The following is a 24982-nucleotide window of genomic DNA, read 5'->3' on the forward strand; positions in this document are numbered from 1 at the left end:
TATTTTAAAAATACCGAGGAGGGGCAGAATGTCGCAAATACCTATAAATGCCCCAGGCTAAAACTCCAAAAAAGAGATTTAGCGAAAAGCGAGTCAGTATAAACCACAATATATCACTGTCAAAAAGCTTCGATGGATTTAAGGGACTAAGAACCCTCGCTAAGAGAAACAGCCCAAAAATAGCGTTTCCACCCAGCACGAGGGCAAACAACACTAAACTGCTCTGCCAGTAACGCCGCTGGGGTGTATTGCCTGAAATTAGGGTAATGCTACGTTTGCCTTGGACTTTTCGCAGTAATTGTTCCAGTCGCCAAAACATCCACAGCAGGAAGGGGAATAAACCATAACTTAGGAAACGTAGGGGTAATGAGTAACGCCAAGCACTAGATAGAACATTAACTAGGGCATGACAAATTATAGAATTTAGCCAAGCCCTAACAATAAACTTCTTATCTCGATTTAACCGAGTGTTGGACGAAATATAGATTCCCAAGGCATATCCCCAAGGTGCAGAGAACATGGCGTGGACTGGCGTACCAATAGTACGGTCAATAATTGATGCTGTACCGTAGAAAAGGTAGACCCAGTTCTCCTCGGCAGTGAATCCAAAAGCGATCGCTATAGTGAAGAGGAAAACGCTAGATGGAAGTAATTGATACCTGCGTTGCAGATAGTAGGTTGGCACAACAACCGCAGCCAACTTGCAACTTTCTTCAATTGAACCTACTTCTAAAATCTGCCGCAAGGCTATACCAGGAAGCCAACCTCTGATCTGCTGCCAGTCTACAAACCAATTGGCTACAATTTCAAAAATCCATTCTAGACTAAGGGCTAAAATACCAGATAATGCCCCGATGAGAAAGAACATCAGCAACCTTAACGGAGGTGGGGCAAATGGTATCCGACAAGAGTAGTAGCCTAGCAGCAGCAACGGTGGTATCACTGCCCACAACACTAGAGATAAATCAAATAAATCAACCACTCACCTGAGCAATAATTGTGCGGTGACGGTGGGTATTGTTAGTGATAGATGGAGTTTGGAAACCCGCCTCAACAATCGCTTGCTCAATGTCCAAAGCGAAATATTCATCTAAATACGGTTCAGTACTTTTGAGCAAAGTCAAGATATAGGCTGGCATTTTCTTGTAAACTTCAGATTTGGGATTCATATCCATGATTGCCAAGTAGCCACCCGGACGCAGAATCCGCCGCATTTCAGTTAAAATCTGTCGGGTTGCCGATTGGGGTAATTCGTGGCACATCAGGAAAACGGAAACTAAATCAAAAGAGGCATCAGGTAGCCCGCTAGATTCCGCTTGAGCATGAAGCCAGTTAATTTTAGCTTGACGTTGTTGGGCGCGGTAATTGGCAACAGCTAAAAAGTAGGGAGATAAGTCCAAGCCTGTAATTTTTGCATGGGGATAAATTTCTTGCATGGCAAAGGTACTCAAACCCACACCACAGGCCAAATCTAGAATGTCTTGGGGTTGATTGGAGAGTTCCGTTTTGAGGACATTATGGAAACTTTGGCGGAGTTTAGCATCTCCTTGAGCTCCAGCATCCTGCCAAATTCCGGCATGGACAGTACAAGCAGCAACTTCTAACTCCCAAGCGGCTTTCCAACTGAGATCTCCACCTTCATAGGCATGGAATGGTCGCAAATAGTATTCTGGGTAAGAAAGCTGAGGGTTTTCTACTTGGGCTAGATCGGATTTCCAATCACGTGCTTTTAGTGTTTCAACTTCTTGCGTCCAAGGCACACCAATTCTCTCGGCGCGTTTAATCATCATTTGTCTAGCTTGATACTTGGCTAAGTCGGCTAAAGGCTTGATTGCTAGTATGCCATTCACCAAGCGGGAAGCTAAGCCAAGATTAGTGTTTACAGCAGTAGTCATAAATCAGTTTGCGTTTAACAGCTTTTTCTACTTATGACATACTTGCTGGACGGCAGTCTAGGGGGGAGTGGGGGAGATGAGGAGGATGGGCAAAGGAGATAATACTAACTGCTAACTCAGCACGGGCTAAACGCCCCGCTATTCATGTACAGCACCTAATACCCTACTTTGCAGTGGGCTTGAGAGCTAACAGCATCTCTAATTCACTGGTAGATTTATCGGGGCTAGTGGCGGTAATACCAAAACCACGAATGGAACTGAGAATGGTATTAGTATTGGGGTCAGATGAGAGCAAACTATTGACTACGGGCAAAGTTTTAGTTTTGTCCATATCTAGGTAGAAATAGCCGCCGTTGGGCTTTTGCAAAGAACCAGTCACGGCTTTGAAAGCGTCGCTCTTGTCAAGAGATTCACTCTTGCTATCGGCGATCGCCTCAGCAACCGGACCACCAACGGCAAGAAATACTGTGTCTTGATCCAGCCAACCATGTGCTAGTAAAGCTCCTTGTTGGGGGATTTGCCATTCAGTTACGTCTTTACCACCAATCTTTCTGTTGCTGATGTTGATTTGTTGGGTTTTGGCGAGGGTATCTAATTTCGTCAAGGTAGCTTCAGCGGTTTTGCGATCGCTTGTGTCAAATACTAAGGCACCTCCAAAACCAACACTCGCTAATACCCCTTGATTTGATGGAATAGCACCTAAGGCGAATTCCCCATTCATCCAGCCAAAAATATCCTTATCTAGGTCAAGATTGACAAATTTAAGTTGACTACGCACTTGTTCTAGAGCTTGCTTCAATTCTGGAGTCTCTTTAGATTGTTCTACTACAGTTTCCCAACCACGACTGATGCCATTTCCGCTAACTAAAGCAAAGGTATTGGTGGGAAATTGACGGATTATATTCCCTGGAGTTGATTGATACTGATATTTGATTAGTTGTGGATCTAAATTGGCGATCGCTTTTACTCGCACTCCCGCATCATCAACACCAATACCAGCCACCACAGATTTGACCTGCTTCAGTTGTGCCAAGGTTTGTGGCGGTAACTGGGTTGCCTGGGGACTTGTGGCTGCTAATTGCTGTATCATGGCCGCATAGTCTGGCACATAAATTTGGGCAAGGCTGTTTTTGACCTCAACTCCTTTGAGAATGCTGCTTGCACCTTCTTTACTGGCAAAGGAAGATTGTCCTTTAAAGGTGTCAATTGCTTTTTCTACGGCTTGCTTTTCGGGAGCTAATACTAACTGACTATTATTTAAAACTACGCTATATGTGGGTTTGCCATTTTCTGTAGTTTCGATAATTTTTTCACCCTGGTAGTCAGATTCCTGGAATTTGACGCCTTTTTGTGACTTTAATTTGTTAGCAAAATTTAAGGCACTGATTTTGTCCTTGATTCCCACTACGATCAGGATATTCGGTTCTTGCTGTACATTTGCGGGTGCATTAGGTGCGCCAGAAGGCGATTTTAAATCTGCGACGGGTTTGACACCATTTGGTGGTAGCAGAGCGATCATTACACCACCAGCCCAAGGCTTTATATCTTTTTCATAGGAAACGTTACTGTCACTGAACATTTCCTTATTGAAATTTTCCAGACCTTTTGCGACTAACTTTTGTGCTTCTGGGGTGCCAAATTGTTGTAGCTTTGCCCAGGCTTGAGAGTCAGTAGTAATATAAGTTGCCATCAATGCTGTTGAAGGTACTACTTTCGCACTACCTAAAGCATCTGAACTACCGCCTGATGACCCTTTTAAATACGTATAAGCTGCTATACTTCCTGCTAGAACTACAGCGACACCAACGGCAGGAATCAAAAACTTTGATTTACTTTCAGGCATTATTGTTATCCTCTTTTGGTCAGATTGTCACCGAGATTTATACAAGTGTCATTGTAGAGTTTTCGGATTTATTAATAATTTCCGCTAATCCATCGGTATTTACTGATAAAATTAGTAGTCCTACAAGTTAGCGGTCTAAAATTACTCTAAAAAATACTTCAACCAGATGAGGAGCGAATCCGCAAATGATATGCTGTTCATCTCAAACAAAATAGCCCGATCAACAGCGGCAAGCTATTCTAAGTTATAAGAATAATTAGAAGTATTTGTACTTAATGATAATTTATCGAGGTGCAAGATACTCTTGACTTGATAACTAAAAAGTGCAAAACATCAAGAAAAGTGAATGCGGAAGGGATATAGAGAAAAGTCCAAGGATTCGGTAGCCGACCTTCGGAAATTTGGGTGAGACTAATTTCACCCCAATCCCAAAAAGGAGTTCTCATCCCTAATAGTGCCCTGTTGATTTGGGAAAAACATCAGAGACCACTATTCTGCTTAACAACATCCAGCCAAGCCAGAGTTTTCAGGATTACAAGGTCAGTAAGCATCAATGTCGCAGTCTTATTTTGATACAGATAATAATGGACACAAACCTTTTGAGTTACCGGGAGCAAGACCGCACTATAGCCCCGATCGCCCAGGGCAAGTAGAGCATATTTTTCTAGATCTGGGCTTAGATATCCCTAAGCAAAGCTATCAGGGCAGTTGTAGCATTCGCCTCTTGCCAATCCGTAATGGTATTGACCGTTTGACTTTAGATGCTGTCAACCTGAATATCGAGTCTGTGCAGGTAGATGAGGTATCACAAAATTTTGACTACGATGGCGAAAAGCTTTCCATTCAACTTTCTGAGGCGACCCAGGTTGGTAAACGCTTGCTGATTGCGATCGCCTACTCGGTGACCAAACCACAACGCGGTATTTACTTTATTCAACCAGACAAACACTACCCAAACAAGCCCACCCAAGTTTGGACTCAGGGAGAAGACGAAGACTCTCGTTTTTGGTTTCCCTGCTTTGACTATCCAGGACAACTCTCTACTTCAGAAATTCGCGTTCGTGTCCCCAACCCTCTAGTAGCCATTTCCAATGGTGAATTGATTAACACCACAGAAGATGGTGATTACAAAATCTACCATTGGTCACAGGAACAAGTTCATCCTACTTACTTGATGACTCTGGCAGTAGGTGATTTTGCTGAAATTCGGGATGATTGGAACGGTAAACCAGTTACCTACTACGTAGAAAAGGGAAGGGAGGAAGATGCTAAACGCAGTATGGGCAAAACTCCCCGAATGATCGAATTTTTGAGCCAAAAGTACGGCTATCCCTATGCTTTCCCAAAATACGCCCAAGTTTGCGTCGATGATTTCATCTTTGGGGGAATGGAAAACACTTCCACAACTCTGTTAACAGATAGATGTTTGCTGGATGAACGTGCCGCCTTAGATAACCGCAACACCGAAAGTTTAGTTGTCCACGAACTCGCACATCAGTGGTTTGGCGATTTGGTGGTGATTAAGCATTGGTCTCATGCTTGGATTAAAGAAGGGATGGCTTCCTACTCTGAGGTGATGTGGACAGAACAGGAATATAGTCTTCAAGAAGCAGCTTACTATCGTTTATTGGAGGCTCGTCGTTACTTCAGTGAAGATAGCAGCCGTTATCGCCGCCCAATGGTAACACATGTTTACCGAGAAGCTATTGAACTTTACGATCGCCACATCTACGAAAAAGGATCTTGTGTTTATCACATGATTCGCGCCCAATTGGGAGATGAATTATTTTGGCAGGCCATCCAAACATTTATCCAAGATAATGCCCACAAAACTGTGGAAACAGTAGACTTACTCAGGGCGATTGAAAAAGCAACTGGACGGAATCTTTTATTCCTCTTCGACCAATACGTTTATCGTGGTGGTCATCCCGATTTTAAAGTAGCTTACTCTTGGGATGGCGATGCTAATTTGGCAAAAGTTACAGTGACTCAAACCCAAGCAGGTGAAGGTCAAAATGGCAGTAGGGATTTATTTGATTTAAAAATACCTATTGGTTTTGGCTATACCCAAGAAGAAGTGAAAAGTGAGGAGTCAGGAGTTAGGAATAATGGAAAACTCAGCAATCAGCACTCAGCACTCAAAACTTTTGTGGTGCGGGTGAATGAACGCGAACAAAGTTTCTATTTTCCATTAGAAAATAAGCCCAAATATATCAGTTTTGATGTTGGAAATAATTACCTAAAAACAGTATCTTTGGAGTATCCACTACCAGAGTTAAAAGCACAGTTAGAATTTGATCCCGATCCCATTTCCCGCATCTATGCAGCGGAAGCTTTGGCTAAAAGAGGTGGGTTAGAAGCAATCAAAGCACTGTCTGTGTCCCTAAAAAATGACCCATTGTGGGGTGTACGCGTGCAAGTGGCGAAACAACTAGCCCAAATAAATTTAGATCAAGCCTTTGATGGCTTAGTTCCTGGATTAAAAGATAAAAATGCTTACGTCCGACGTGCTGTAGTGGAAGCACTTGGTGAAATCAAAACCAATGAAAGCTATAAAGTTGTGAGAGGGATTTTGCAGAAGGGCGATCCTAGCTACTATGTGGAAGCCTCAGCTTCTCGTGTGATTGGGGCGATCGCCTCGGCAAACTTGGAAGACAAACCCAAGGAAGACAAGGTATTAAAGCTGTTGAAATCCGTTTTAGAAGAAAAGGCGGGTTGGAATGAAGTCGTGCGGAGTGGGGCAGTTGCTGGTTTAGCTGAATTCAAAACCTCAGAAGCAGCTTTAAATCTGCTGATGGAATACACAAAACTCGGTGTCCCACAACGCCTGCGTTTAGCTACAATTCGGGCTTTAGGACAGATTTCTGTCGGTCAAAGTCCGGCTAATTTGGAACGTATTTTAGAAAAATTAACAGAATTAGCCAAAGAAACCTTCTTTTTAACGCAAGTGTCTGTAGCCGCAGCTTTGGGACAAATGGAAACACCCAAAGCAGTGGGGATTTTGCGATCGCTAGCCGAACAAACAGCTGATGGGCGTGTACGCCGCTCTGCTGAAGAAGAAATTTCTAAGGTGCAAAAGAATATTGGTGCAGAAAAAAACCTGCGTCAACTGCGTGAAGATTTCGACCAACTTAAACAACAAAATCAGGAGTTGAGAAGCCGTTTAGAAAACTTGGAGGCTAAATCTAAGTAGTACTAAACAAGCGTTACAAAGGTGTAATTAAAAGTAGCTATTGGGTAACTTGTAAAGATTTTATAAGTCATCAAATAGTTACTTTTTGCTGTATTTTATGAATTTAAAAATGATGAAATCTTAGACTGTAATACTACTGCTGCTATATGTAGCTGATAGTAAATATAGTCACTGAGTTGTTATCTTATTTTATCTTATTTGTATATATAGGTAATTGTTTATATTTATATAAAGAATAGTTAAGAAAAGATAAAATCATCTAAAAGATGGATAAGTAGTTGTAGTTTTATAAAGTATAATTAAGAAAAAGATAAACAAATCTAAACAGTAACATAGGCTAAATTCGCCTCGGACAATATCCGAAAAGGGTAAAGTTCTAATTGTTTTAGATAAAATACTACCGCTATCCTGTACATGCAATTTACTTGCTGGTCAGGAGACAAGCAATCGTTCTTAAGTTTTCAGTTGAAGAGGCAAATAAAGGCGTGGGTCAGTATCAACCTACTCAGCAAAAGCTCTACAATCCAGATGCGATCGCTCGCTACTATGGTTACCGTCCCTGGCTAGCCTGGGGTCGACTGCTGAGAATTATCTGGTCTTTTGCAGGATTTATATTCAGTCTCAAGTGGGACGAATGGCAAGATAAAGTTGAGCAGAACAGGTGTAAACGAGCTATCGAGTTGCGAGAACTGCTCACCCGCCTCGGCCCGACTTTTATTAAAGTTGGTCAAGCCCTCTCCACCAGGCCTGACCTGATACGCAAAGATTTTTTAGAAGAACTGGTGAAGTTACAAGACCAGTTACCACCATTCGATAATGCGATCGCTTACCAAATTATCGAAACTGAACTAGACCGCTCCATTCAGGAATGTTTTAGCGAACTCTCACCTAACCCAGTAGCAGCTGCTAGCTTGGGACAAGTATATCGAGGTCGTTTGGTGAGCGGTGAAGAAGTCGCAGTTAAAGTCCAACGTCCCAACTTACGCCCAGTTCTAACACGAGACTTATATTTAATGCGCTGGGCGGCCAGTTGGCTAGCTCCTTGGTTACCCCTCAATCTTGGTCATGACCTAACTTTAATTGTGGACGAGTTTGGCATCAAGTTATTTGAAGAAATTGACTATATTAATGAAGGCCGCAACGCCGAAAAATTTGCTAGCAATTTCCACAACGACCCCCAAGTAAAAGTTCCGGGTATTTACTGGCGTTATACTAATACCCACGTTTTAACCCTGGAATGGATTAACGGCTTCAAGCTGACAGACACTCAACGCATCCGCGAAGCAGGTTTAGACCCAGAAGCCATCATTCAAATTGGTGTGACCTCAGGATTGCAACAACTGTTAGAACATGGCTTCTTTCATGCAGATCCCCATCCTGGTAACTTATTTGCCATGCCCGATGGTCGTATGGCTTACATTGACTTTGGGATGATGGATCAGTTGGAAGAAACCACCAAAGAAACTCTAGTAGATGCATTAGTGTATTTGGTGAATAAAGACTACACCGACTTAGCCAAAAATTTTGTGAAATTGGGATTTCTGACTCCAGACACCAATATTTGCCCGATTGTACCGGCATTAGAAGCAGTGTTGGGAAATGCCATTGGTAAAAACGTCGGGGATTTTAACTTCAAAACTATCACCGATGAATTCTCCGAACTGATGTATGAATATCCTTTTCGAGTTCCGGCTAAGTTTGCTTTGATTATTCGTTCCTTGGTGACTCAAGAAGGTATTGCCCTGAGCCTCAACCCGGATTTTAAAATTGTTGAGGTGGGTTATCCATATATAGCAAGGCGATTGCTAACAGGGGAATCGGCTGAATTGCGACGACGATTATTGAATGTGTTATTCAAAGATGGTAAATTTCAGTGGCAGCGATTAGAAAATTTAATTGCCATCGCTCGGACTGATGGCAACTTTGATGTAGTCCCTACAGCTCAAATGGGGTTCCAATATTTAGTGTCTGAAGAAGGTAAATTTCTCCGGCGACAGCTGGTACTTGCTCTCACCGAAGATGACCGCCTCCACACCGAAGAAGTCCAACGCCTATGGAATCTAGTTAAAGATGACTTAAAACCGGATCGTTTATTAAATGTAGCGATCGGCATCTTAACAGAATTATCCAGAGAAGGCGCAGCTGCCATCTTACCAAAAGCTACATTTCTTGGGTCTTTTATTGAAAACCAGCCAGTAAGTAAAAACTAAAAAATCTTTAATATCAACGAGGAGTTTTCATGTACTATTTTCCCTTGCAACCGCCTTATTTCTTGTTACTTGTTGGCTTTCTAGCAGCATTAACATCCGGTTTAGCATTATCTGGAACGTTGAAAGTAATTGTGCAGGAATGGCCAAACGAGCGTAGTGAAAATACTAAACCCCGTTCATCATTGAAACAATTGTTTGTACCATTTCTTGGCATAACTGCTGGTACTTGTCTATTTATGTCTTCAGGCCTAGAAATATTTGGCTTGCCTTCCTTGCTAGCATTAGGAGTTGGTTTACCAGTTAGTTTGTTGACTTGTTTGTTAGTGTGGTTGCAGTTGGGAAGTATGATGACCTTTATCGAACGCGAAGGAATGCAATCTCTAGATTTAGATTCTTTTTCTTAGATCTAAGACACTCCACCAATATCCAAATCAACGTCAGCAGATCCTGCTGGCGCTGAATACTGCTTTTTAGTCAAATTTTACTAATTTCAATATCTAATTGCATTACAGTTACGTACTATTTCTGTAGTATCCCTCCTCAAACTATAATCAGGAACACTCAGTTTTTTAGGCCTTTTTCGGATAAATTAAGATTTCTTTGAAAAAGAATTCACAAGTCACAATGGACTACGCCCCGCTGTGCTAAAACACCCAGTCACTTTTACTTGGTAATTCTATCTTTTAAATTGCGATAGTTTAGCTTAAAATTGTTGATTCTTTGCTGAATAAAACTGCTAGTAGACTTTTGTAGAAGTGTTAGCTGATTTGGACGGGTAAAGCTTTGAGGGCGTTTTTCCGGCGATTTTAAATAACGATAATGTAAGAAAACATCGCGGTATGGTATCTTAACATCTTCACCACCACACAGCTTCACAAAAGCTGAAGAAGATATACTCATATAGTGTAAGTATGTCAACCGCCGCCCTTGGTCATATAAGATATTATCTACCACATCAAATTGAGAACTCCAATGATTACCAGTTGCCTGTTCGCAGTCATAACAAGCAAAGTTATAGTATGGAATGCCGCTTCTCAATACCATGTAGTTAAATAAAGATTGATCGGGTGCTAAAAAAGCCATAACATCAGCTTCACCTGATTTTAATTTGTCGAGTAATTCGGCTCTGATAGCTGGGGAAAAAATGTTTTTCTTCGTGGCAAACCAACCGGCACAAAATATTTTAGACTGGATATTGTCTGTATTAAAAACTTGCTGTATCTGCTCTGGAGAGCCATCAAAAATAAATTTTAATTCAGATTTATACTGAAAATCGTTGACTACCCAATCACAAGTATCTAGTTTTTCAAATACATAATCTACAGACCCCATTAATAAGGTATCTGCATCAAAATAAATAAATCTATCAAAGGGACCATCAATAGCACAAAATTTGCGATGCATGGGTAGCTCATAAAGTTCTGGAAAGCCCCACTCTCGCCAAGTTTTTTGCGCTCTGGGATAATTTTTCCATATCTCGATGGCAAAATTATCCCAATAAGCGATGGCATCAGAATCTTCAAATAAGATGATATTCTCTCTAGATGCAATCTCCGCTCTTACCTTGTCTAGGCGATCGTTATATGGAAGTATACAAATAGGAATTTTCCTACCAGCATTAGCTTCTATACTATTGAGCAATGCAATTAGTTGATCGTAAACAACATCATTTGCCAGAATATAAATACCATCAATCATTGGGATACTCCTAATATTAAGTACGGGCAACGACAAAGGGAAATAAACGCCGAGTCAGTTTAGGAATAAAGGCAAATTTACCTTCATGGAGATAGCGATAGTGTTCCCACAATTCCCAGTAGGGACTACCAGTTTTCATCCGTGTACCAGCCCAGTGGAGATATTTGAGTCTTTGTCCGCGGTCATAGAGGGCATAGTCTTGCTGTTGAAAATTTCTTGAACCTGCCCAACTACCAGGTCCTCCCCCAGGAATTTTGACGAGATTACCACGTTTGGAAATCAGCTTGAGAACTAAATAATTGAGAATTGGTTGGTCTGTCACTCCTTCAGAAAAATCAAAATATTCTCGATGTGCAGCACATTCGCGCAAAGCTTCATCCATTTGGTGTTCGGTAATAATTCCTTTTTTTGAAGCCCAGAAACCGCTGTTAAAAACATCTTGAAGTTGGGCATCTGAAAAAATTTCCTGCTCTTTTACAAGTGGGGAAAAGACATTTCGCAGCTTGTCATTGGCATGATGATAATCACAACAAAAGAAATCGACTTCTGAAAGTTTGTTTAAATTGTCAGCGATTTTTTCAAAAACGACAATATCAGTATCAATATAAATAAACTCATCCAAAGGTCCAAACCACGCCACTAGTTTACGCATTTTATTCGGTAAAGCGAGGAAATCTCGATCAAAAATTTCTCTGATGCGTTTGGTGAATTGATCGATAAGTTCTAAATCTGGGAAAACTTGGACGTTGTGTAACGTAGCCAGCTTTTCTGCGACATTGTGATAATTTTCATTAAAAGGTATGAGATAAATAATTACTTCTGGGTCATAGTAACGAATACTATTGAGTAAGGCGATCGCATTATCGATAACCCGATCATTGGCAACAATATAAATTCCCCTGTTCATAAATTATCCTTGTTGAATTAACTTCAATTTTCGCAAAGCTCTTGTCAGGAAACTTGGTGTTGGAGACTCGTTATAATTCTTAGGAGGATTTTTAAAGACTGGACGCTTTTCTGGTTCGTGCAAATAACGATAGTGGAGAAATAAATCTCTATAGGGAAACTCAATATTTTCTCCAGCACAGACAGCTTGATTGATATTAGGAGGAATCCCAATATAATGAAGATAAGTTAGTCGAGTACCTTTGTCATATAAAATATGTTCTCGTTGTTCAAAATGTTTTGATGTGGCAGAACACCCTGTTTTTTGATTATCTGGTAGTTGCTGAGCAAAGTTATAAATAGCCAGATTAGACCTCATGACCATATAATTGATCAGCGGTTGTTCGCCAGCACCTTCATATAAAATTTCTGCTTCCCCATTTTGTAAATTGGATATCAACCAATTCTTCTGCTCTAAGTTAAATATTCCTTTTTTTGAGCCATAAAATCCCGAACAAAATATTTCTGAATCAATCCGTTTTTGCTCAAAAACTTCTAATAATTTTGTTGAATTAACATCGTATATTTTACTAACATCTTTAAATTGAAAATCGTAGACAACAAAATCATAAGTATCTAGCTTTTCAAACACCGCTGCGAGTGAATTCATCACCAAAGTGTCTGCATCTAAATAAATAAACTTATCGAAAGGACCATCAAAAGCACAAAAGCGACGGTGAGCGCCATAGAGACGGGATTTACTCCGATTCAATCGTTCTGGTGCTGCTGAAAGCATAAATTGATCCCAACGGTCGATTGATTCTTGATTCTTGTAAAGAAATACATTAGGACGCTTAGCTATTTCATCAGCAATCCGTTGTGTTCGATCGTCAAAAGGATAAATGCAAACAGGAGTTTCTTTACCCAATATCACATCAATACTGTTGAGCAAAGCCACCAGTTGATCGAAAACATAATCGTTGCCAAGGGTACAAATACCATTCATAATTTATGAGTGTTGAACAACAAAGTTTGACAACCAGTTAAGCAGATTTAATTTGTGTAAAATGATTTGACGTGCTTCCGCGATCGCCTCTTTCGCTTCATACCAAGCATCAGATGTGGCTGTCACTTCTTTGATATAAGCAATACCTTTTTCATCTAAACTAGGCAATCTTAAAAAACTACCCGGTGGCAATAATTTATCAGCAGCCGGACCGCCATAATAAATTGGCAAACACCAAGCAAGTAAACTATCCCAAAGTTTCTCACTTACATACCAATTATTATCAGCGTAGTTTTCAATTGCTAAATTATAATAGTATGGTGCCATGCCATACCACTTGTTACCCAATTCTCCTGATTTTTGTGCCCATTCTGGTAAGTTTCGGCCATACAAATCAAACTTAATCCCACTAGATTGTAGAGACTGCAAAAAGTCTAAACGCTGGCGATGATTGACTGTGCGGTTAATTCCTGAAGTAATCCAACTACATGGGGAAACTTTTTTAGGAGGTGGCATTTCATTCAAATCTTGAAATGTATTTGAATGATACCAAATTGCAGGCATATAGTTGGGAGTGGGAGCAAAATCATCAGGGCCAGAAATGTATCCGCAATACTTTTGCGCTTCTTGGTAATTATGGTTCGTTATTTCCACAACTTCATCTAAAGGTGGTTCTCTTAATAAATAAATAATCCTTTCTTTATTGACCCCACGCAATAGAGAATCAACATTTACTATTGGTTTTTGCTGGTGTTTGAGTAAGCTATCTAACCAAGATTGTTGCGGTGCTGCTTTGGGAAAATCAAATTGATACATTAGCAGAAAATCTGGTTTAGCTGCTAGTGCTTGCATTTGCATATTGTCCCAAATTCCAAATTGATGCGGGGTCTGTTGCCAAAGCCAATCGGCTCTAGTTTCTAAACCTCGATAACTGCTAATCATCCCTACTGTTTTCATGGTCATTTTAGTTATTTGTCATTAGTTATTTAGCCGTTACATAAATCCTGGATAATTTTATAGATTTTCCTTTGCGTCTTTGCGTGAAATAAATTTTTATACTGATATTCGGTAACATCATTATTTTTTACCCCAACTTCTTTATGCAATAAGTGGCGGACGTAGAGACTCATCAACGTAACTGAGAATTGTTGCGGCTCGATTTTCCCAAGAGAATTGCTTGACAAATTCGATGCTATCTGAATAACCTTCTAGTTTTCGGGGATGAGTTTCTAAGACTCGCTTCAAACTTTCGGCAAATTTGTTGGGGTTATCTGGTTCACACCAAGCAGCGATCGCTTGGGTATTCTGAAATTCCATTAATGATGGAATTTCTGTCGCAACAATGGGGGTTCCAGAGGCGAAGTAGTCAAATAGCTTTAAGGGAGATGTGAAAGTTGCGGCTTTTCCTGAACAATGCGGATGAGCTAAAACATCTGCGGCTTGTAGCAAAGATGCTAATTCATTATGCAAGACATAACCCAAAAATTTAATGTTGTCAACCTGCTTTTCTTTGACTAATTGTTGATAGTATTCGACTTCTGCGGGTTTACCACCTGCACAAGCAAATTGCACATTTGGCATTTCTTTAGCTACATCAATTAGTACATCAATACCTTTAAATTGTTGTATAGCTCCGGCATAAACTATCAATTTTTGACTTTCATCTCGCAATAGTTTTTGACGCCATTCTGCCGCTTTTTCTGGTTGTCTTTCCATAAATAAGTGATTAAAACCATTGTGTAGCTTAATCACTTTTTCTGGTGGCATACCATTTTTAATCATGCTTTCGCGGATAGTTTCTACAACTGTGACAGCAATTTGTAACAGCGGATTTTTAACAATTTCTGGTTCAAATGGTTTGTCTTCGTGGTGGTGATGTTCGTAAATTGCGGGAATCCCATTTTTAACGGCAGCTTTGACAAAATTCCAGTTGCGACTATGAACAAGTTTGCTAGTTGGAAGTATGTGAAATGGTAAATAATATTTACAGGCGATAGTATTAGAATCTGTAAATTTACTAGAAAAATAGTCAATTGGCCAAGGCATTGGTAAGGGGGCAACTTTTAATTTGTGATGCAAATTGTAATATTTAATAAGTTCTGTTGGTGTTTTTTTCGGTTGAAAAGGGCGGACTAGATTAACTAAGTTACTAGATTTTGCTTTTTTGTCAGGGTATACCAAAACTGTAGAGTATCCCAAGTTGGCGACGGCATTAGCAGCATTTGTAGACTGGACTAAATGAGCCTCTGGCTGGGGTAGCTCTTCACCAATGAAATAAATATAGTGTTTTTTGTAAGGAATATTTTTCATATTTTAGGTTTTAATACTATTCTCAAATTTTTCTAAGTTATCGAGCAAATATATCGAAGATTCATAACTTTCAGAAATTAATTGATTTTGTTCCTCATAGGTATTTATCAAATTATCAGCTAGAGAACGGAGGGAACTAAGTATGAGATTAATAGAACTCCTGAATTCACCAGAGATATGATTAAAAGTTTGATAATGGTTACTGAGAACATTTTGATTTTCGTCAGAAATTGAGAGGATTTGTCCACTAATTTGTAAGTCAATAACATCCTGAAAAACATCAATAGTGTTGAGAATTCTCCAAGCAGATTTGTAAGAGTCTTCAATTAATTGTTGTCGTTCTTGGGAATCGTCTACCAAATCATCAAGTAATAAGCGCAAAAATCCAATCATCGGGTTTAATTGCGTGCGAATTTCGTGAGAGATGCGGAGCAAGCTTTGATTGTGTTTGGTAGCAGTTTGAGGGCGTTCAGCAAATTGCATTGAGTAAAGGCGTGAGTAGTAACCACCTTTTTGTAAAAGTTGTTCATGGGTTCCCACTTCTACTACTTTTCCTTGATCTAGTACGGCAATTTGATCGGCTTTTTGGACTGTGGAAAGGCGGTGAGCAATTACTAGGGTGGTACGATCGCGGCTGAGTTCATCCAGCGCACCTTGTACTAAGCGTTCGGAAACGGTATCTAAAGCGCTGGTGGCTTCATCTAAAATCAGGATTTCGGGATTTTGAACTAAAGCGCGGGCGATCGCTAATCTTTGCCTTTGTCCACCAGACAACATAACGCCGCGATCGCCAATTAGGGTTTCAAATCCCTGAGGCAATTTGCTAATAAATTCATAGGCATTTGCTCGCTTAGCCGCTGTAATAATTTCATCCTCAGTGGCCTCTAGCCGCCCATAGGCGATGTTATTCTTTACTGAATCATTAAAAAGAAAAGTATCTTGACTAACAATTCCCATACGCTTACGCAGGGATACCACATCAAATTCCCGCAAATCAGTGTCATCAATGGTAATACTGCCAGCGATTGGATCGTAGAATCTTGGCAAAAGGTCTGCTAAAGTCGATTTTCCCGCACCAGAACCACCAACTAATGCCAAGGTTGTGCCACGTGGTAAGTATAAATTTACATCTTTGAGTACTAACTTTTCATGACCAGGGTAGGCAAAGCACAAAGAATTAAAAGATACTCCCTCTTGTAATTTCGTGTAGGGAAGTTTACCGTTGCCCATGAATGGCTTATCATGCAGACTTAAAAAGTCATTAGTCACATCCACACTGGCAGCTGTACTAGCAAAGTTACTGCGAATAGTATTTAGCTGAGAAAGTAACGGCAACACTCGCAGCAGCACTAATAAATATGTCAGGAGTACGGTAGAAAGGGAAGAAACTTGATTTGCAAAGAAGGTTTTACTCAAAAGTACAATCAGCAGTAAAGCTGTAATACCCATCACTTCACCGATGGGTGTGATTGCTTCCGAATTGACCTGAGATTGGAAGTCTGCTAATTCGCGATCGCGTATTAATTTTGTAATCCGTTGATATTCTTTTTCTTCATTTCCTGTTGCCTTGACTAACCGAATCCCGTTCAAAGTCTCCAACACAGAAACAGAATATGCTTTGGACATCTCACTCAGCATCTTCCCAAAGATTTTAGAACGGGAAATAGTATACTGATTAACTAATGTCACTAACGACAACAAAAGCGTAGCCGCAATCGTCAATTGCCAAGAAATTGATAACAATAAACCAACAAAAACAAAAATAGTGATTCCCAATATTACTATTTTGACTGTACTACCTACAGCACTAGCAGCACGTCCAATTTCTCCACCCAGTCGGTTGATTAAATCACCAACTTTGGTTTTTGCATAATAATCAATATCAATTTCTAATAATAGCTTTAATCCCGTTTCTCGCATGTCTGATGTGAGCTTACGAGTAAGAGAACTCGATGCTAAAGCACTGGCATAAGTAGCTAAGTTCTTTAAAAGAATTGTGAATATAATTGCCCCAGCCATTACTCCTATACGGTAACTCTCTGGAGTATTATCAAACGGAGATATCATCCTTTTGAGGATGGGAGGCGCACTGGTTAAATCTACTTCTTGTCCGACAATTTTTAAAACCACTGGCACAATTAAAGCTGTGCTAATCCCATTAAATAAAGCTCCAGAAAATCCTAACAATATTGTTAGTAAAATCAAACCTGGATATGGTTTTGCAAATCTTAATAGTAGTTTTCTCGTAGACATTGGGTATTTTTATAACAATTATTAATATTAGTTACAACTGGGCAATTACTGACTTAAGTGTAGAAGCCATAGCTTGTATGCTATAGTGTTCCACACATCTTTGTCTTGCCTTCAGACCTTGCTCGTTTGCTAACTCTAAATTCTGAAAAATAAGTTGAATTTGTTCAGCAAGTTGTTCGGGACAACCAGGATCAACTAAGTAACCAGTATCACCTAAAATTTGGGGAATATCTCCAACACGTGTTGATAATACAGGTTTAGCCATTGCCATGCCATCTGTCAACTTCAGAGGAAATTGAGCGCGAGTTTCTGGGGTATCTCGCTGGGGAACAACTACAATGTGAGCAGCTGCTACTAAATCAGGCATAACATCAGCTGGATACTTTGGTAGTTTGATAATCCAATGTCCCCATTGTTCTTGGAGTTGCCTGTCGTAATCATCATAAGGACTACCACCCACAATCACTAATTTCAAGTCTGGTTGATTAATTTTGTCGAGGGCGATGAGAATATCTTCTAATCCTTTATAAGGTCTTGGCGCACCAGGAAACATTAAAATTCGATATTCAGATAAACCATAACGGTTTCTACTTGACTCAGCATCATATTCAGTAGGATCAAATAAAGAAGTATCTTTGCCATTAGGAACACATGTACCGCCAAAACGCTGCTGCAAAAATTTAGTATGCACTGTCACAGCATCAGCATGACTGATAAAACCCTCCATCCATTTTACATACAAAGGATGATGAGGATTCCTGAGTGCGCCATCTGTTTTCAACAAGTCTCTAGCTAATTGTTTGGGTGCAGGTTGATAATGCCAATTATCACCACCATGCCAACTCAGTTCCCAATCATCTATATCTAATATTAATGGCTTTTTCTGGAATATTTTCTTGATTATGCCAACTCCAAAACTCCCTATTTGAGGTTTAATAGCATAAATTATATCTCCATCAATCTTCGGTAGTAATTTGCGAATTTCTCCAAAAAAATCGGGAAAATTTTTACCTGGTAAATTATAAATTTTTAACTCTGGGGGTAAATTTCGATATAAGTTATTTCCAAATAAAAACCCCATAATTTCAACATCATATCCTAAATTTATTAGGGCTGTTGCTATCAAGTATGCACGCAAAATGGCTGCACTTGATAAATCTGAAACTAATAGGGATATCTTGGAAAATTTTTTCACTATTTTGATTTTTATTTAGTGCGCCAGGGATTTGTAACTTGATTTGGTAAAAATACTTTAGCAAATCTATCAAAAATCCTTGTGTATAAGGAACGAGTAATATTTTTAGCATACTGAGGTCGATAAGGATAGGTACAGTGAAGTACTTTTATTTGTTCCTCAACATTATACGCATCCTGCCATTTACTGAGATAATTATAGGTAGGTGGTAGGATTTTCATATGAGGTCGTACAGATGCGATCGCCGAAGCAAAAGCTCCTTGGTCTTTTAAAAGTAATTTATCTTGGTTGTTTTTGACAATTTCAAAATACCGTTGGAATTCATCAAAAAATATCTGGTTTTTTTCTGCTTTCCGAAAAGCTATAAAACCGCCATTATATTGGACGCTATCTGCTTGCAAAGGTAATCCTATAGATTGGAGAGTTGGTAATACATCTTGGAAAAGCTCTTCTTGTTTACCACGCAACAAATTTGTAGCTTTAACAATATAAGGTTGTACATCTTCAGTTAATAGCAGATCATATTCATCCATATACTCAAATACATCATTAATATCCGAAAGCAAGCAAATATCTGAATCTAGATAAATAGTTTTATCAAATTCAGAGGATGCATATAGAGCCAGTTTTGCTTGCCGCGATGCTAAAACAGTATTTTCATTTGCAGGTGCAGGCTTTAAAATGATATTTTTGAAAGCCTTTAGTAAAGGATATAAAATTGGTGGAACTTGGTTAATTAAAATAATTATTGGTTCTTGATGAAATTTTCTAATTGCAGCTAAGAAATGAATACAATCTTGAAAAGAGTAAAGTCCAGTTAGAATCGTAATAAATCCTCTAGTTTCTATTGACATAGTTTAAGTGAATATTTTTACTTTACTTGAAGCTCTGTATTTACTCTGAGAAAATTTTCCTCTAAATTTAGTGAGAGCCAATATGTGATAGAATACAAATCGTCAAAATAAAAAATTGAAAGTTTATTCGTTTTAAGAATCCAAAAATAATCAATTAAATGTAACTTTACAGTTGTACCTTTTCCCAGAGAAATTTCACTGATAAATTCATCGGAAGTTGACTTAATTTAAGTATATTTACCGTAAATGCACCGTTGTATAATATCATAGTTAATATTGGACTAAACCTGTAATGAATAAAGTATAAATACTTGATAGAGGTTGTCCAGATAGCACTATTACTTACTTAAATGTAAGATTGCTACTCAACAGTAAACATCTATGTTGTAAGGGAGACAGAGGTAATGCAGGTAATCCGTCTGGAAGCGCTCTCAGACAACTACATATTTTTATTACACGACTACAAGCAAAATATCGCTGCTGTTGTCGATCCAGCGGAGGCTAAACCAGTATTAGAGAAACTGAAAGAGCTAAAAGCTGAGTTAGTAGCGATTTTCAATACCCACCACCATAACGATCACGTGGGTGGTAACAAGCAGTTAATGGAAAAATTTCCCCAACTGGTCGTTTATGGGGGAGCCGAAGATCGTGGTAGAATTCCGGGACAGCAGGTGTTTTTGCAACAAGGCGATCGCGTCCAGTTTGCAGACCGTATGGCTGAAGTTATCTTCGTTCCTGGACATACCCGCGCTCACATCGTTTATTACTTTCCCCCCGAAAAACCTGGTGAGAGAGGCGAATTATTTTGTGGCGATACCTTATTTTCTGGAGGTTGCGGTCGCTTATTTGAAGGAACACCAACACAAATGGTAGATTCTTTAAGCAAAATTCGCTCTTTACCCGATGATACACGTGTCTGGTGCGCCCACGAATACACACTCAGAAATTTGAAATTTGCCTTAAGTCTGGATAGTTACAACACCGACTTACAAAAATACTTTGATGAAGTCAATGCTTATCGGAATCGAGGAGAAGCCACCATACCCTCACTACTGGGAGTGGAGAAGCGCATCAATCCCTTTTTACGTTGGGATCAGCCATCGTTACAACTAGCTGTGAAGACAAACGATGCAGTGCAAACATTTGCACGTATTCGGGAATTGAGAGATAACTTTTAGTTATTGGCGATTAGGGATTGCTAATAATTACTCTCTGCGTCTTTGTGTCGCTTCAAATTTTTAGGGCGAATAGTTGCGATCGCCCCCTGCCTTTCGCTAGGATCTGTAAGCTCTAGGATATAGGCGAACACGCTTGGAATACAGCACCGACATTGTGAGCTGTTCTGCCCAAATCTAAATTAATCATATCTTACAGGAAAAACCAAAAACGATGGCGAAGCGCGTGCAGTTAGTTTTAAATAAGGATATCAGCAAGCTGGGAAAATCTGGCGATTTAGTGGAAGTAGCTCCCGGCTACGCTCGTAATTATCTGATTCCTCAAAAATTGGCAACACATGCCACTCCTGGTATTCTCAAGCAAGTAGAGCGCCGTCGAGAGCAAGAGCGTCAACGGCAATTAGAACTTAGACAACAAGCTCTTGAGCAAAAAGAATCTCTAGAAAAAGTTGGCAGCTTGACAATTGCTAAGCAAGTTGGTGAAAACGAAGCAATTTTTGGTACAATTACAACCCAAGATGTTGCAGATGCAATTAAAGCAGCTACCGGTCAAGAAGTAGATCGGCGTGGTATCACTATCCCCGATATTAACCACCTTGGTACTTATCAAGCTGAAATCAAGCTCTTTTTAGAAGTAACAGCGCAAATCGATATTCAAGTTGTTGCTAGTTAGCTCAGCAGAGGGATGAGGGAGTAAAGGAAGTAAAAGTGAATAATAACTCCTAACTCCTGTAAAGACGCGATTAATCGCGTCTCCTGACTAGCAAGATCTTAAAACTAAAATCGTTCGTTATATGGCTGAAGAACTGAGTTTTAAAAGCGATGGTAGCGATCGCCTACCACCCCAAAATATTGAGGCGGAAGAAGCGATTTTGGGGGGGATTTTGCTAGATCCAGAGGCGATTAGTCGAGTTAGCGATCGCCTTCTTCCCGAGGCATTTTATATTAGCGCTCACAAAGAGATTTATCAAGCAGCTGTCAGGCTCCACGCACAAGGCAAACCCACAGATTTGCTGTCAGTCACAAGTTGGCTGACCGATCATGAGTTATTGGCTCGAATTGGTGGCAGAAATAAATTAGCAACTCTGGTAGATCGCACAGTGTCAGCTGTGAACATCGACGGTTTAGCCGGTTTAGTAATGGAAAAATACCTGCGGCGACAATTAATTAAAGCCGGTAATGAAATTGTACATCTTGGTTACGAGACAGAAACCGAGTTACCACAGGTTTTAGATCGAGCAGAACAGAAAGTTTTCGGCGTTACTCAAGAGCGTCCCCAATCGGGTTTAGTTCACATTTCTGATACTCTAATTAATAATTTCCAGGATATTGAAGATAGAAATCAAGGCATCGCCTTACCTGGAATTCCTTGTGGATTTTATGATTTAGATGCCATGACTAGTGGCTTTCAGCGTTCTGATCTAATTATTGTCGCTGGTAGACCATCAATGGGGAAAACAGCATTTTGTTTGAACCTTGCTCATAATATTGCTGCTTCTTATAAATTACCAGTTGCTGTTTTCAGCTTGGAAATGTCAAAGGAACAACTGACGCAACGTTTATTAGCTAGCGAAGCGCAAATTGAAAGTAGTTATTTGCGGACTGGACGCCTAAGCCAAACACAGTGGGAACCTTTAAGCCGTGCTATTGGTATCCTTTCCGAGATGCCAATTTATATTGATGACACACCAAATATTACAGTTACACAAATGCGTAGTCAGGCTAGAAGATTGCAAGCTGAAGTTGGAACTGAATTAGGATTAATTGTCATAGATTACTTGCAATTGATGGAAGGAGCAGGTGATAATCGCGTACAAGAATTATCAAAAATCACGCGTCAACTCAAAGGTTTAGCGCGGGAATTATCTGTACCAGTTATTGCTTTATCTCAGTTGAGTCGAGGGGTGGAAGCACGTACTAACAAACGCCCAATGTTGTCAGATTTGAGAGAGTCAGGTTCGATTGAGCAGGACGCAGATTTAGTAATCATGTTATATCGGGATGAATATTACTCTCCTGATACACCCGATCGCGGGATTGCAGAAGTAATTATAGCTAAACACCGCAACGGCCCTACAGGTACTGCAAAACTTTTATTCAATCCACAGTTTACCAAGTTTCAAAACTTAAAAATTTGAATGGGGCATTAGGAGTGCTGTTAGCGGTAGCGGGGCGTTTAGCCCGTTAGGAGTTAGGATTATCTCCTCTGCCCCTCCGCCCCCCATCTCCCCATACCCAATTTTTACTTAACTTCTAGCAATTCCACTTCAAAAACTAGAGTTGCATTGGGAGGAATCACACCACCAGCACCACGAGCGCCATAGCCTAACTCCGAGGGAATGATTAACTTACGAAGACCGCCTACTTTCATAGTGCTAAGTCCTTCATCCCAGCCTTTGATTACCTGTCCAGCACCTATTTTAAAGCTGAAGGGTTGACCGCGATCGCGTGAACTATCAAACTGAGTACCATCTTCTAGAGTGCCGACATAGTGAACCACAACTGTTTGTCCAGGTTGAGGAGTCGCCCCAGTCCCCTCTTTTAACTCAACGTACTTCAATCCAGAGGGAGTGGTTACGGCATTAGCATCAGACATAGTATCACTCGCAATTAAGATATTGTTTTCAGTTAGAATTGCGGACGCTGCTGGCGTTTGGGTTAACTGGTCAGCAATGGCGGTATTCTGTTTACTGCCTACTTGCCCCACAACCAAAAGCACAACACAAACCAGCATCAACGCCACGCTGAGGAAAATTGGTTTCAAAATCAGTTCTCCTTACTTAGGTATCCTGGCAAAAACATTACCAACAGGACACATTTAGTTTAAATCAGAAAGGACATCCTAACGCCAAAGCTTATTTTCTAAATCGCGCACTTGACGCTCTAAGCGGTCAATTCTACCCCGAAGTTCGTCAACTTCCGACTGGCGAGCCACACCCAAATCCTGCATCATATTTCGCATTTGCCTTTGCATTTGGACATCCCAGTTTCCCTGTTCTGACTTTAACTGCTGGGCAATATCATCTATAACCGCCTTGGCTTGCTCAGGATTGAGCTTACCGTCTTTCACTAAATCATCGCTGACTTGCCGCAGTTTTTCTGCTACTAAAGACGTTGTGCCAAGACCCACCATCATTAGTTGTTGCAACCAGTTGCTGTTGTCCATACTCCCTTCCTCTTACTTGTTTCAAACCAGCCACCCTTGCTCCTGAGTGTAGGCAGTCAAGCTATGCTAAAAGCGTAGTTATTCTAGCCTACAGCTCTATTTTGGCAAATTTGCGAACATAGCCGCATCAAAGGGCATGTATATAGAACTCCTCAAGAGTATGAAGTGGGGAAATTTTCTCATAGTTGACCTTAATATAATGTCCACCTAATTCTAATTGCGGATAAAAACTCTTTGCGTCACGGGGTCTTCTGAAATTTCGAGATGAGAAAGCCTTGACTTCGACTTTTCTTTGCCTCAGTCCTATTCAACCGGATGCTTGCCGTAATACATTCCTTAACAACTTGTAGTCATAGGCACTAATTATAGCTAGGATGAAAAAGATGTATAAATTTTTCATGTTCGAGCTAGAGTATTGCTAATTCACCTACAGGTAAGACTACTGGCATGGATACTAATGAATTAAAGTTTCTCTTAAAGTTATTGGCATTTACCGATTATCGAGCAGGCCTTAGCCTTAGTGGCTTTGATGTTTTTAAAACTGAGAAAAATAGAATTTGTAAAGTATTGGGCGATCGCGAACTGGTAGACTATACCCGCGAGATTACCACAGTTAAAATTTTACCCCCTGGTCAAGCCCTACTCAAAGATCCAGGCCAAGTGCCCATCACAGACAAAGAACTCAAGGTTTTAGAGAAAATCAGTAAAGCTTCTGGCAAAATCGCTCCCAGCAAAATCACTTCACCAAAAGCTGCGGAACGAGATGAGATATTAGAAATTTTAAGCCAAAGGGGTTTGATTGAAGCTGAAAAGAGCATTAAAAGGGCAAAAGCTGAAGTTTGGCTGACTGAACGAGGAATCGAGTATTTGCGCGATGATTACAGCCCGAATAAAGGCTCTAACCCTGCCATCAGCTTGGAGTTGCTAGGTAATTACCTCCGCTTTTTACGAAAAACTCTGCGGGTGAAGCCAGAGGAAGTTTCTACTCCACTACGTAGCGTTAACATCGTTGATAAAGAAATCAGTGATGAAGAAATTTTACAAATTATTGAGAAATTAGACCGAGAATTGGGTACTGAGAACTATTTGCCCATTTTCCATCTACGGGAAAAGCTACAACCGCCATTGTCACGGGATGAATTAGATAAGGCTTTATATCGTTTGCAAGCGAGCGATCGGATTGATTTAAGTTCTCTATTAGATCCGACTCCATACACTCCAGAAAAAATTGATGCTGGAATTTCACAAAATGTCGGTGGTTCGCTGTTCTTTATCACTGTGAATTAAACAATACACACA

20 protein-coding genes are annotated in these 24982 nt (G+C 40.1%); 7 read left to right on the plus strand and 13 right to left on the minus strand.

Annotated elements, in window-relative coordinates; genetic code table 11:
• Nucleotides 1–4: 4 nt before the first annotated feature.
• From ACFG4S_RS27510 to ACFG4S_RS27520, 3 genes are all read right to left on the minus strand, one after another.
• Nucleotides 5–982, minus strand: coding sequence for a PrsW family intramembrane metalloprotease (locus tag ACFG4S_RS27510; RefSeq protein WP_392532093.1), 978 nt, complete (start codon nt 980–982; stop codon nt 5–7).
• Nucleotides 975–1895 (minus strand): methyltransferase domain-containing protein, encoded by a 921-nt coding sequence (locus ACFG4S_RS27515; protein ID WP_392532094.1) that lies wholly within the window; start codon nt 1893–1895, stop codon nt 975–977. The genes ACFG4S_RS27510 and ACFG4S_RS27515 overlap by 8 nt, the downstream gene beginning before the upstream one ends.
• 163 nt (nt 1896–2058) lie before the next feature.
• Nucleotides 2059–3738, minus strand: a complete 1680-nt coding sequence (locus tag ACFG4S_RS27520; protein ID WP_392532095.1) for a DUF3352 domain-containing protein — start codon at nt 3736–3738, stop codon at nt 2059–2061.
• A 553-nt stretch (nt 3739–4291) separates the two neighbouring features.
• Here ACFG4S_RS27520 and ACFG4S_RS27525 point away from each other — a divergent pair.
• The 3 genes from ACFG4S_RS27525 to ACFG4S_RS27535 all read left to right on the plus strand — a co-directional run bounded on the left by ACFG4S_RS27525 (nt 4292) and on the right by ACFG4S_RS27535 (nt 9545).
• Nucleotides 4292–6931: a M1 family aminopeptidase gene (locus ACFG4S_RS27525; protein WP_392532096.1), complete on the plus strand. Its 2640-nt coding sequence runs from the start codon at nt 4292–4294 to the stop codon at nt 6929–6931.
• Between the two features lie 485 nt (nt 6932–7416).
• On the plus strand, nt 7417–9141 hold the full coding sequence (locus ACFG4S_RS27530; protein WP_392532097.1) for an ABC1 kinase family protein: 1725 nt from the start codon (nt 7417–7419) through the stop codon (nt 9139–9141).
• 29 nt (nt 9142–9170) lie between these two features.
• A complete protein-coding gene (locus tag ACFG4S_RS27535; protein ID WP_392532098.1) occupies nt 9171–9545 on the plus strand; it encodes a hypothetical protein in 375 nt (124 codons plus the stop codon).
• A gap of 259 nt (nt 9546–9804) precedes the next feature.
• Here the strand turns inward: ACFG4S_RS27535 and ACFG4S_RS27540 are convergent, their stop codons facing one another.
• The 8 genes from ACFG4S_RS27540 to ACFG4S_RS27575 all read right to left on the minus strand — a co-directional run bounded on the left by ACFG4S_RS27540 (nt 9805) and on the right by ACFG4S_RS27575 (nt 19342).
• Nucleotides 9805–10839 (minus strand): Npun_R2821/Npun_R2822 family protein, encoded by a 1035-nt coding sequence (locus ACFG4S_RS27540; RefSeq protein ID WP_392532099.1) that lies wholly within the window; start codon nt 10837–10839, stop codon nt 9805–9807.
• A gap of 16 nt (nt 10840–10855) precedes the next feature.
• Nucleotides 10856–11746: an Npun_R2821/Npun_R2822 family protein gene (locus ACFG4S_RS27545; RefSeq protein WP_392532100.1), complete on the minus strand. Its 891-nt coding sequence runs from the start codon at nt 11744–11746 to the stop codon at nt 10856–10858.
• 3 nt (nt 11747–11749) lie between these two features.
• A complete protein-coding gene (locus tag ACFG4S_RS27550; RefSeq protein WP_392532101.1) occupies nt 11750–12730 on the minus strand; it encodes an Npun_R2821/Npun_R2822 family protein in 981 nt (326 codons plus the stop codon).
• 3 nt (nt 12731–12733) lie between these two features.
• Nucleotides 12734–13693 carry a glycosyltransferase family 10 domain-containing protein gene (locus tag ACFG4S_RS27555; RefSeq protein WP_392532102.1) on the minus strand — a complete coding sequence of 320 codons (960 nt, stop codon included), beginning with the start codon at nt 13691–13693 and terminating at the stop codon, nt 12734–12736.
• Nucleotides 13694–13828: 135 nt separating this feature from the next.
• Nucleotides 13829–15040 carry a glycosyltransferase family 4 protein gene (locus ACFG4S_RS27560; RefSeq protein WP_392532103.1) on the minus strand — a complete coding sequence of 404 codons (1212 nt, stop codon included), beginning with the start codon at nt 15038–15040 and terminating at the stop codon, nt 13829–13831.
• Nucleotides 15041–15043: 3 nt separating this feature from the next.
• Nucleotides 15044–17293: an ATP-binding cassette domain-containing protein gene (locus ACFG4S_RS27565; RefSeq protein WP_392532104.1), complete on the minus strand. Its 2250-nt coding sequence runs from the start codon at nt 17291–17293 to the stop codon at nt 15044–15046.
• 31 nt (nt 17294–17324) lie between these two features.
• Entirely contained in the window at nt 17325–18488 is a 1164-nt protein-coding gene (locus tag ACFG4S_RS27570; RefSeq protein ID WP_392532105.1) for a glycosyltransferase family 4 protein, read from the minus strand.
• 11 nt (nt 18489–18499) lie between these two features.
• A complete protein-coding gene (locus tag ACFG4S_RS27575; protein WP_392532106.1) occupies nt 18500–19342 on the minus strand; it encodes a hypothetical protein in 843 nt (280 codons plus the stop codon).
• Nucleotides 19343–19746: 404 nt separating this feature from the next.
• On the opposite strand from ACFG4S_RS27575, the gene gloB reads away from it, so the two are divergent.
• The 3 genes from gloB (at nt 19747) to dnaB (ending at nt 22655) form a co-directional block, all read left to right on the plus strand.
• Nucleotides 19747–20520: a hydroxyacylglutathione hydrolase gene (gene gloB / locus ACFG4S_RS27580; RefSeq protein ID WP_392532107.1), complete on the plus strand. Its 774-nt coding sequence runs from the start codon at nt 19747–19749 to the stop codon at nt 20518–20520.
• Between the two features lie 211 nt (nt 20521–20731).
• Complete coding sequence (rplI, locus tag ACFG4S_RS27585; protein WP_392532108.1) at nt 20732–21190, plus strand: 50S ribosomal protein L9; 459 nt, start codon at nt 20732–20734, stop codon at nt 21188–21190.
• Nucleotides 21191–21311: 121 nt separating this feature from the next.
• Nucleotides 21312–22655: a replicative DNA helicase gene (gene dnaB, locus ACFG4S_RS27590; protein ID WP_392532109.1), complete on the plus strand. Its 1344-nt coding sequence runs from the start codon at nt 21312–21314 to the stop codon at nt 22653–22655.
• A 104-nt stretch (nt 22656–22759) separates the two neighbouring features.
• Here the strand turns inward: dnaB and ACFG4S_RS27595 are convergent, their stop codons facing one another.
• The gene (locus tag ACFG4S_RS27595; protein WP_392532110.1) at nt 22760–23281 is read right to left on the minus strand and encodes an FKBP-type peptidyl-prolyl cis-trans isomerase; all 522 of its coding nucleotides are present in this window, start codon (nt 23279–23281) and stop codon (nt 22760–22762) included.
• A gap of 78 nt (nt 23282–23359) precedes the next feature.
• Nucleotides 23360–23683: a phasin family protein gene (locus ACFG4S_RS27600; protein WP_392532111.1), complete on the minus strand. Its 324-nt coding sequence runs from the start codon at nt 23681–23683 to the stop codon at nt 23360–23362.
• Between the two features lie 447 nt (nt 23684–24130).
• Between ACFG4S_RS27600 and ACFG4S_RS27605 the strand changes: the two genes are divergently transcribed.
• Complete coding sequence (locus tag ACFG4S_RS27605) at nt 24131–24970, plus strand: transcription factor RcaD (protein WP_392532112.1); 840 nt, start codon at nt 24131–24133, stop codon at nt 24968–24970.
• Nucleotides 24971–24982 lie beyond the last annotated feature (12 nt).

Source organism: Nostoc sp. C117, assembly GCF_043099735.1.
Taxonomy (GTDB): Bacteria; Cyanobacteriota; Cyanobacteriia; order Cyanobacteriales; family Nostocaceae; genus Nostoc.

Coding starts and splice junctions, on each gene's coding strand:
- ACFG4S_RS27515 (WP_392532094.1), bottom strand. CDS start 1,895: ATGACTACTGCTGTAAACACTAATCTTGGCTTAGCTTCCCGCTTGGTG.
- ACFG4S_RS27520 (WP_392532095.1), bottom strand. CDS start 3,738: ATGCCTGAAAGTAAATCAAAGTTTTTGATTCCTGCCGTTGGTGTCGCT.
- ACFG4S_RS27525 (WP_392532096.1), top strand. CDS start 4,292: ATGTCGCAGTCTTATTTTGATACAGATAATAATGGACACAAACCTTTT.
- ACFG4S_RS27535 (WP_392532098.1), top strand. CDS start 9,171: ATGTACTATTTTCCCTTGCAACCGCCTTATTTCTTGTTACTTGTTGGC.
- ACFG4S_RS27540 (WP_392532099.1), bottom strand. CDS start 10,839: ATGATTGATGGTATTTATATTCTGGCAAATGATGTTGTTTACGATCAA.
- ACFG4S_RS27545 (WP_392532100.1), bottom strand. CDS start 11,746: ATGAACAGGGGAATTTATATTGTTGCCAATGATCGGGTTATCGATAAT.
- ACFG4S_RS27550 (WP_392532101.1), bottom strand. CDS start 12,730: ATGAATGGTATTTGTACCCTTGGCAACGATTATGTTTTCGATCAACTG.
- ACFG4S_RS27555 (WP_392532102.1), bottom strand. CDS start 13,693: ATGACCATGAAAACAGTAGGGATGATTAGCAGTTATCGAGGTTTAGAA.
- ACFG4S_RS27560 (WP_392532103.1), bottom strand. CDS start 15,040: ATGAAAAATATTCCTTACAAAAAACACTATATTTATTTCATTGGTGAA.
- ACFG4S_RS27565 (WP_392532104.1), bottom strand. CDS start 17,293: ATGTCTACGAGAAAACTACTATTAAGATTTGCAAAACCATATCCAGGT.
- ACFG4S_RS27575 (WP_392532106.1), bottom strand. CDS start 19,342: ATGTCAATAGAAACTAGAGGATTTATTACGATTCTAACTGGACTTTAC.
- gloB (WP_392532107.1), top strand. CDS start 19,747: ATGCAGGTAATCCGTCTGGAAGCGCTCTCAGACAACTACATATTTTTA.
- rplI (WP_392532108.1), top strand. CDS start 20,732: ATGGCGAAGCGCGTGCAGTTAGTTTTAAATAAGGATATCAGCAAGCTG.
- dnaB (WP_392532109.1), top strand. CDS start 21,312: ATGGCTGAAGAACTGAGTTTTAAAAGCGATGGTAGCGATCGCCTACCA.
- ACFG4S_RS27600 (WP_392532111.1), bottom strand. CDS start 23,683: ATGGACAACAGCAACTGGTTGCAACAACTAATGATGGTGGGTCTTGGC.
- ACFG4S_RS27605 (WP_392532112.1), top strand. CDS start 24,131: ATGGATACTAATGAATTAAAGTTTCTCTTAAAGTTATTGGCATTTACC.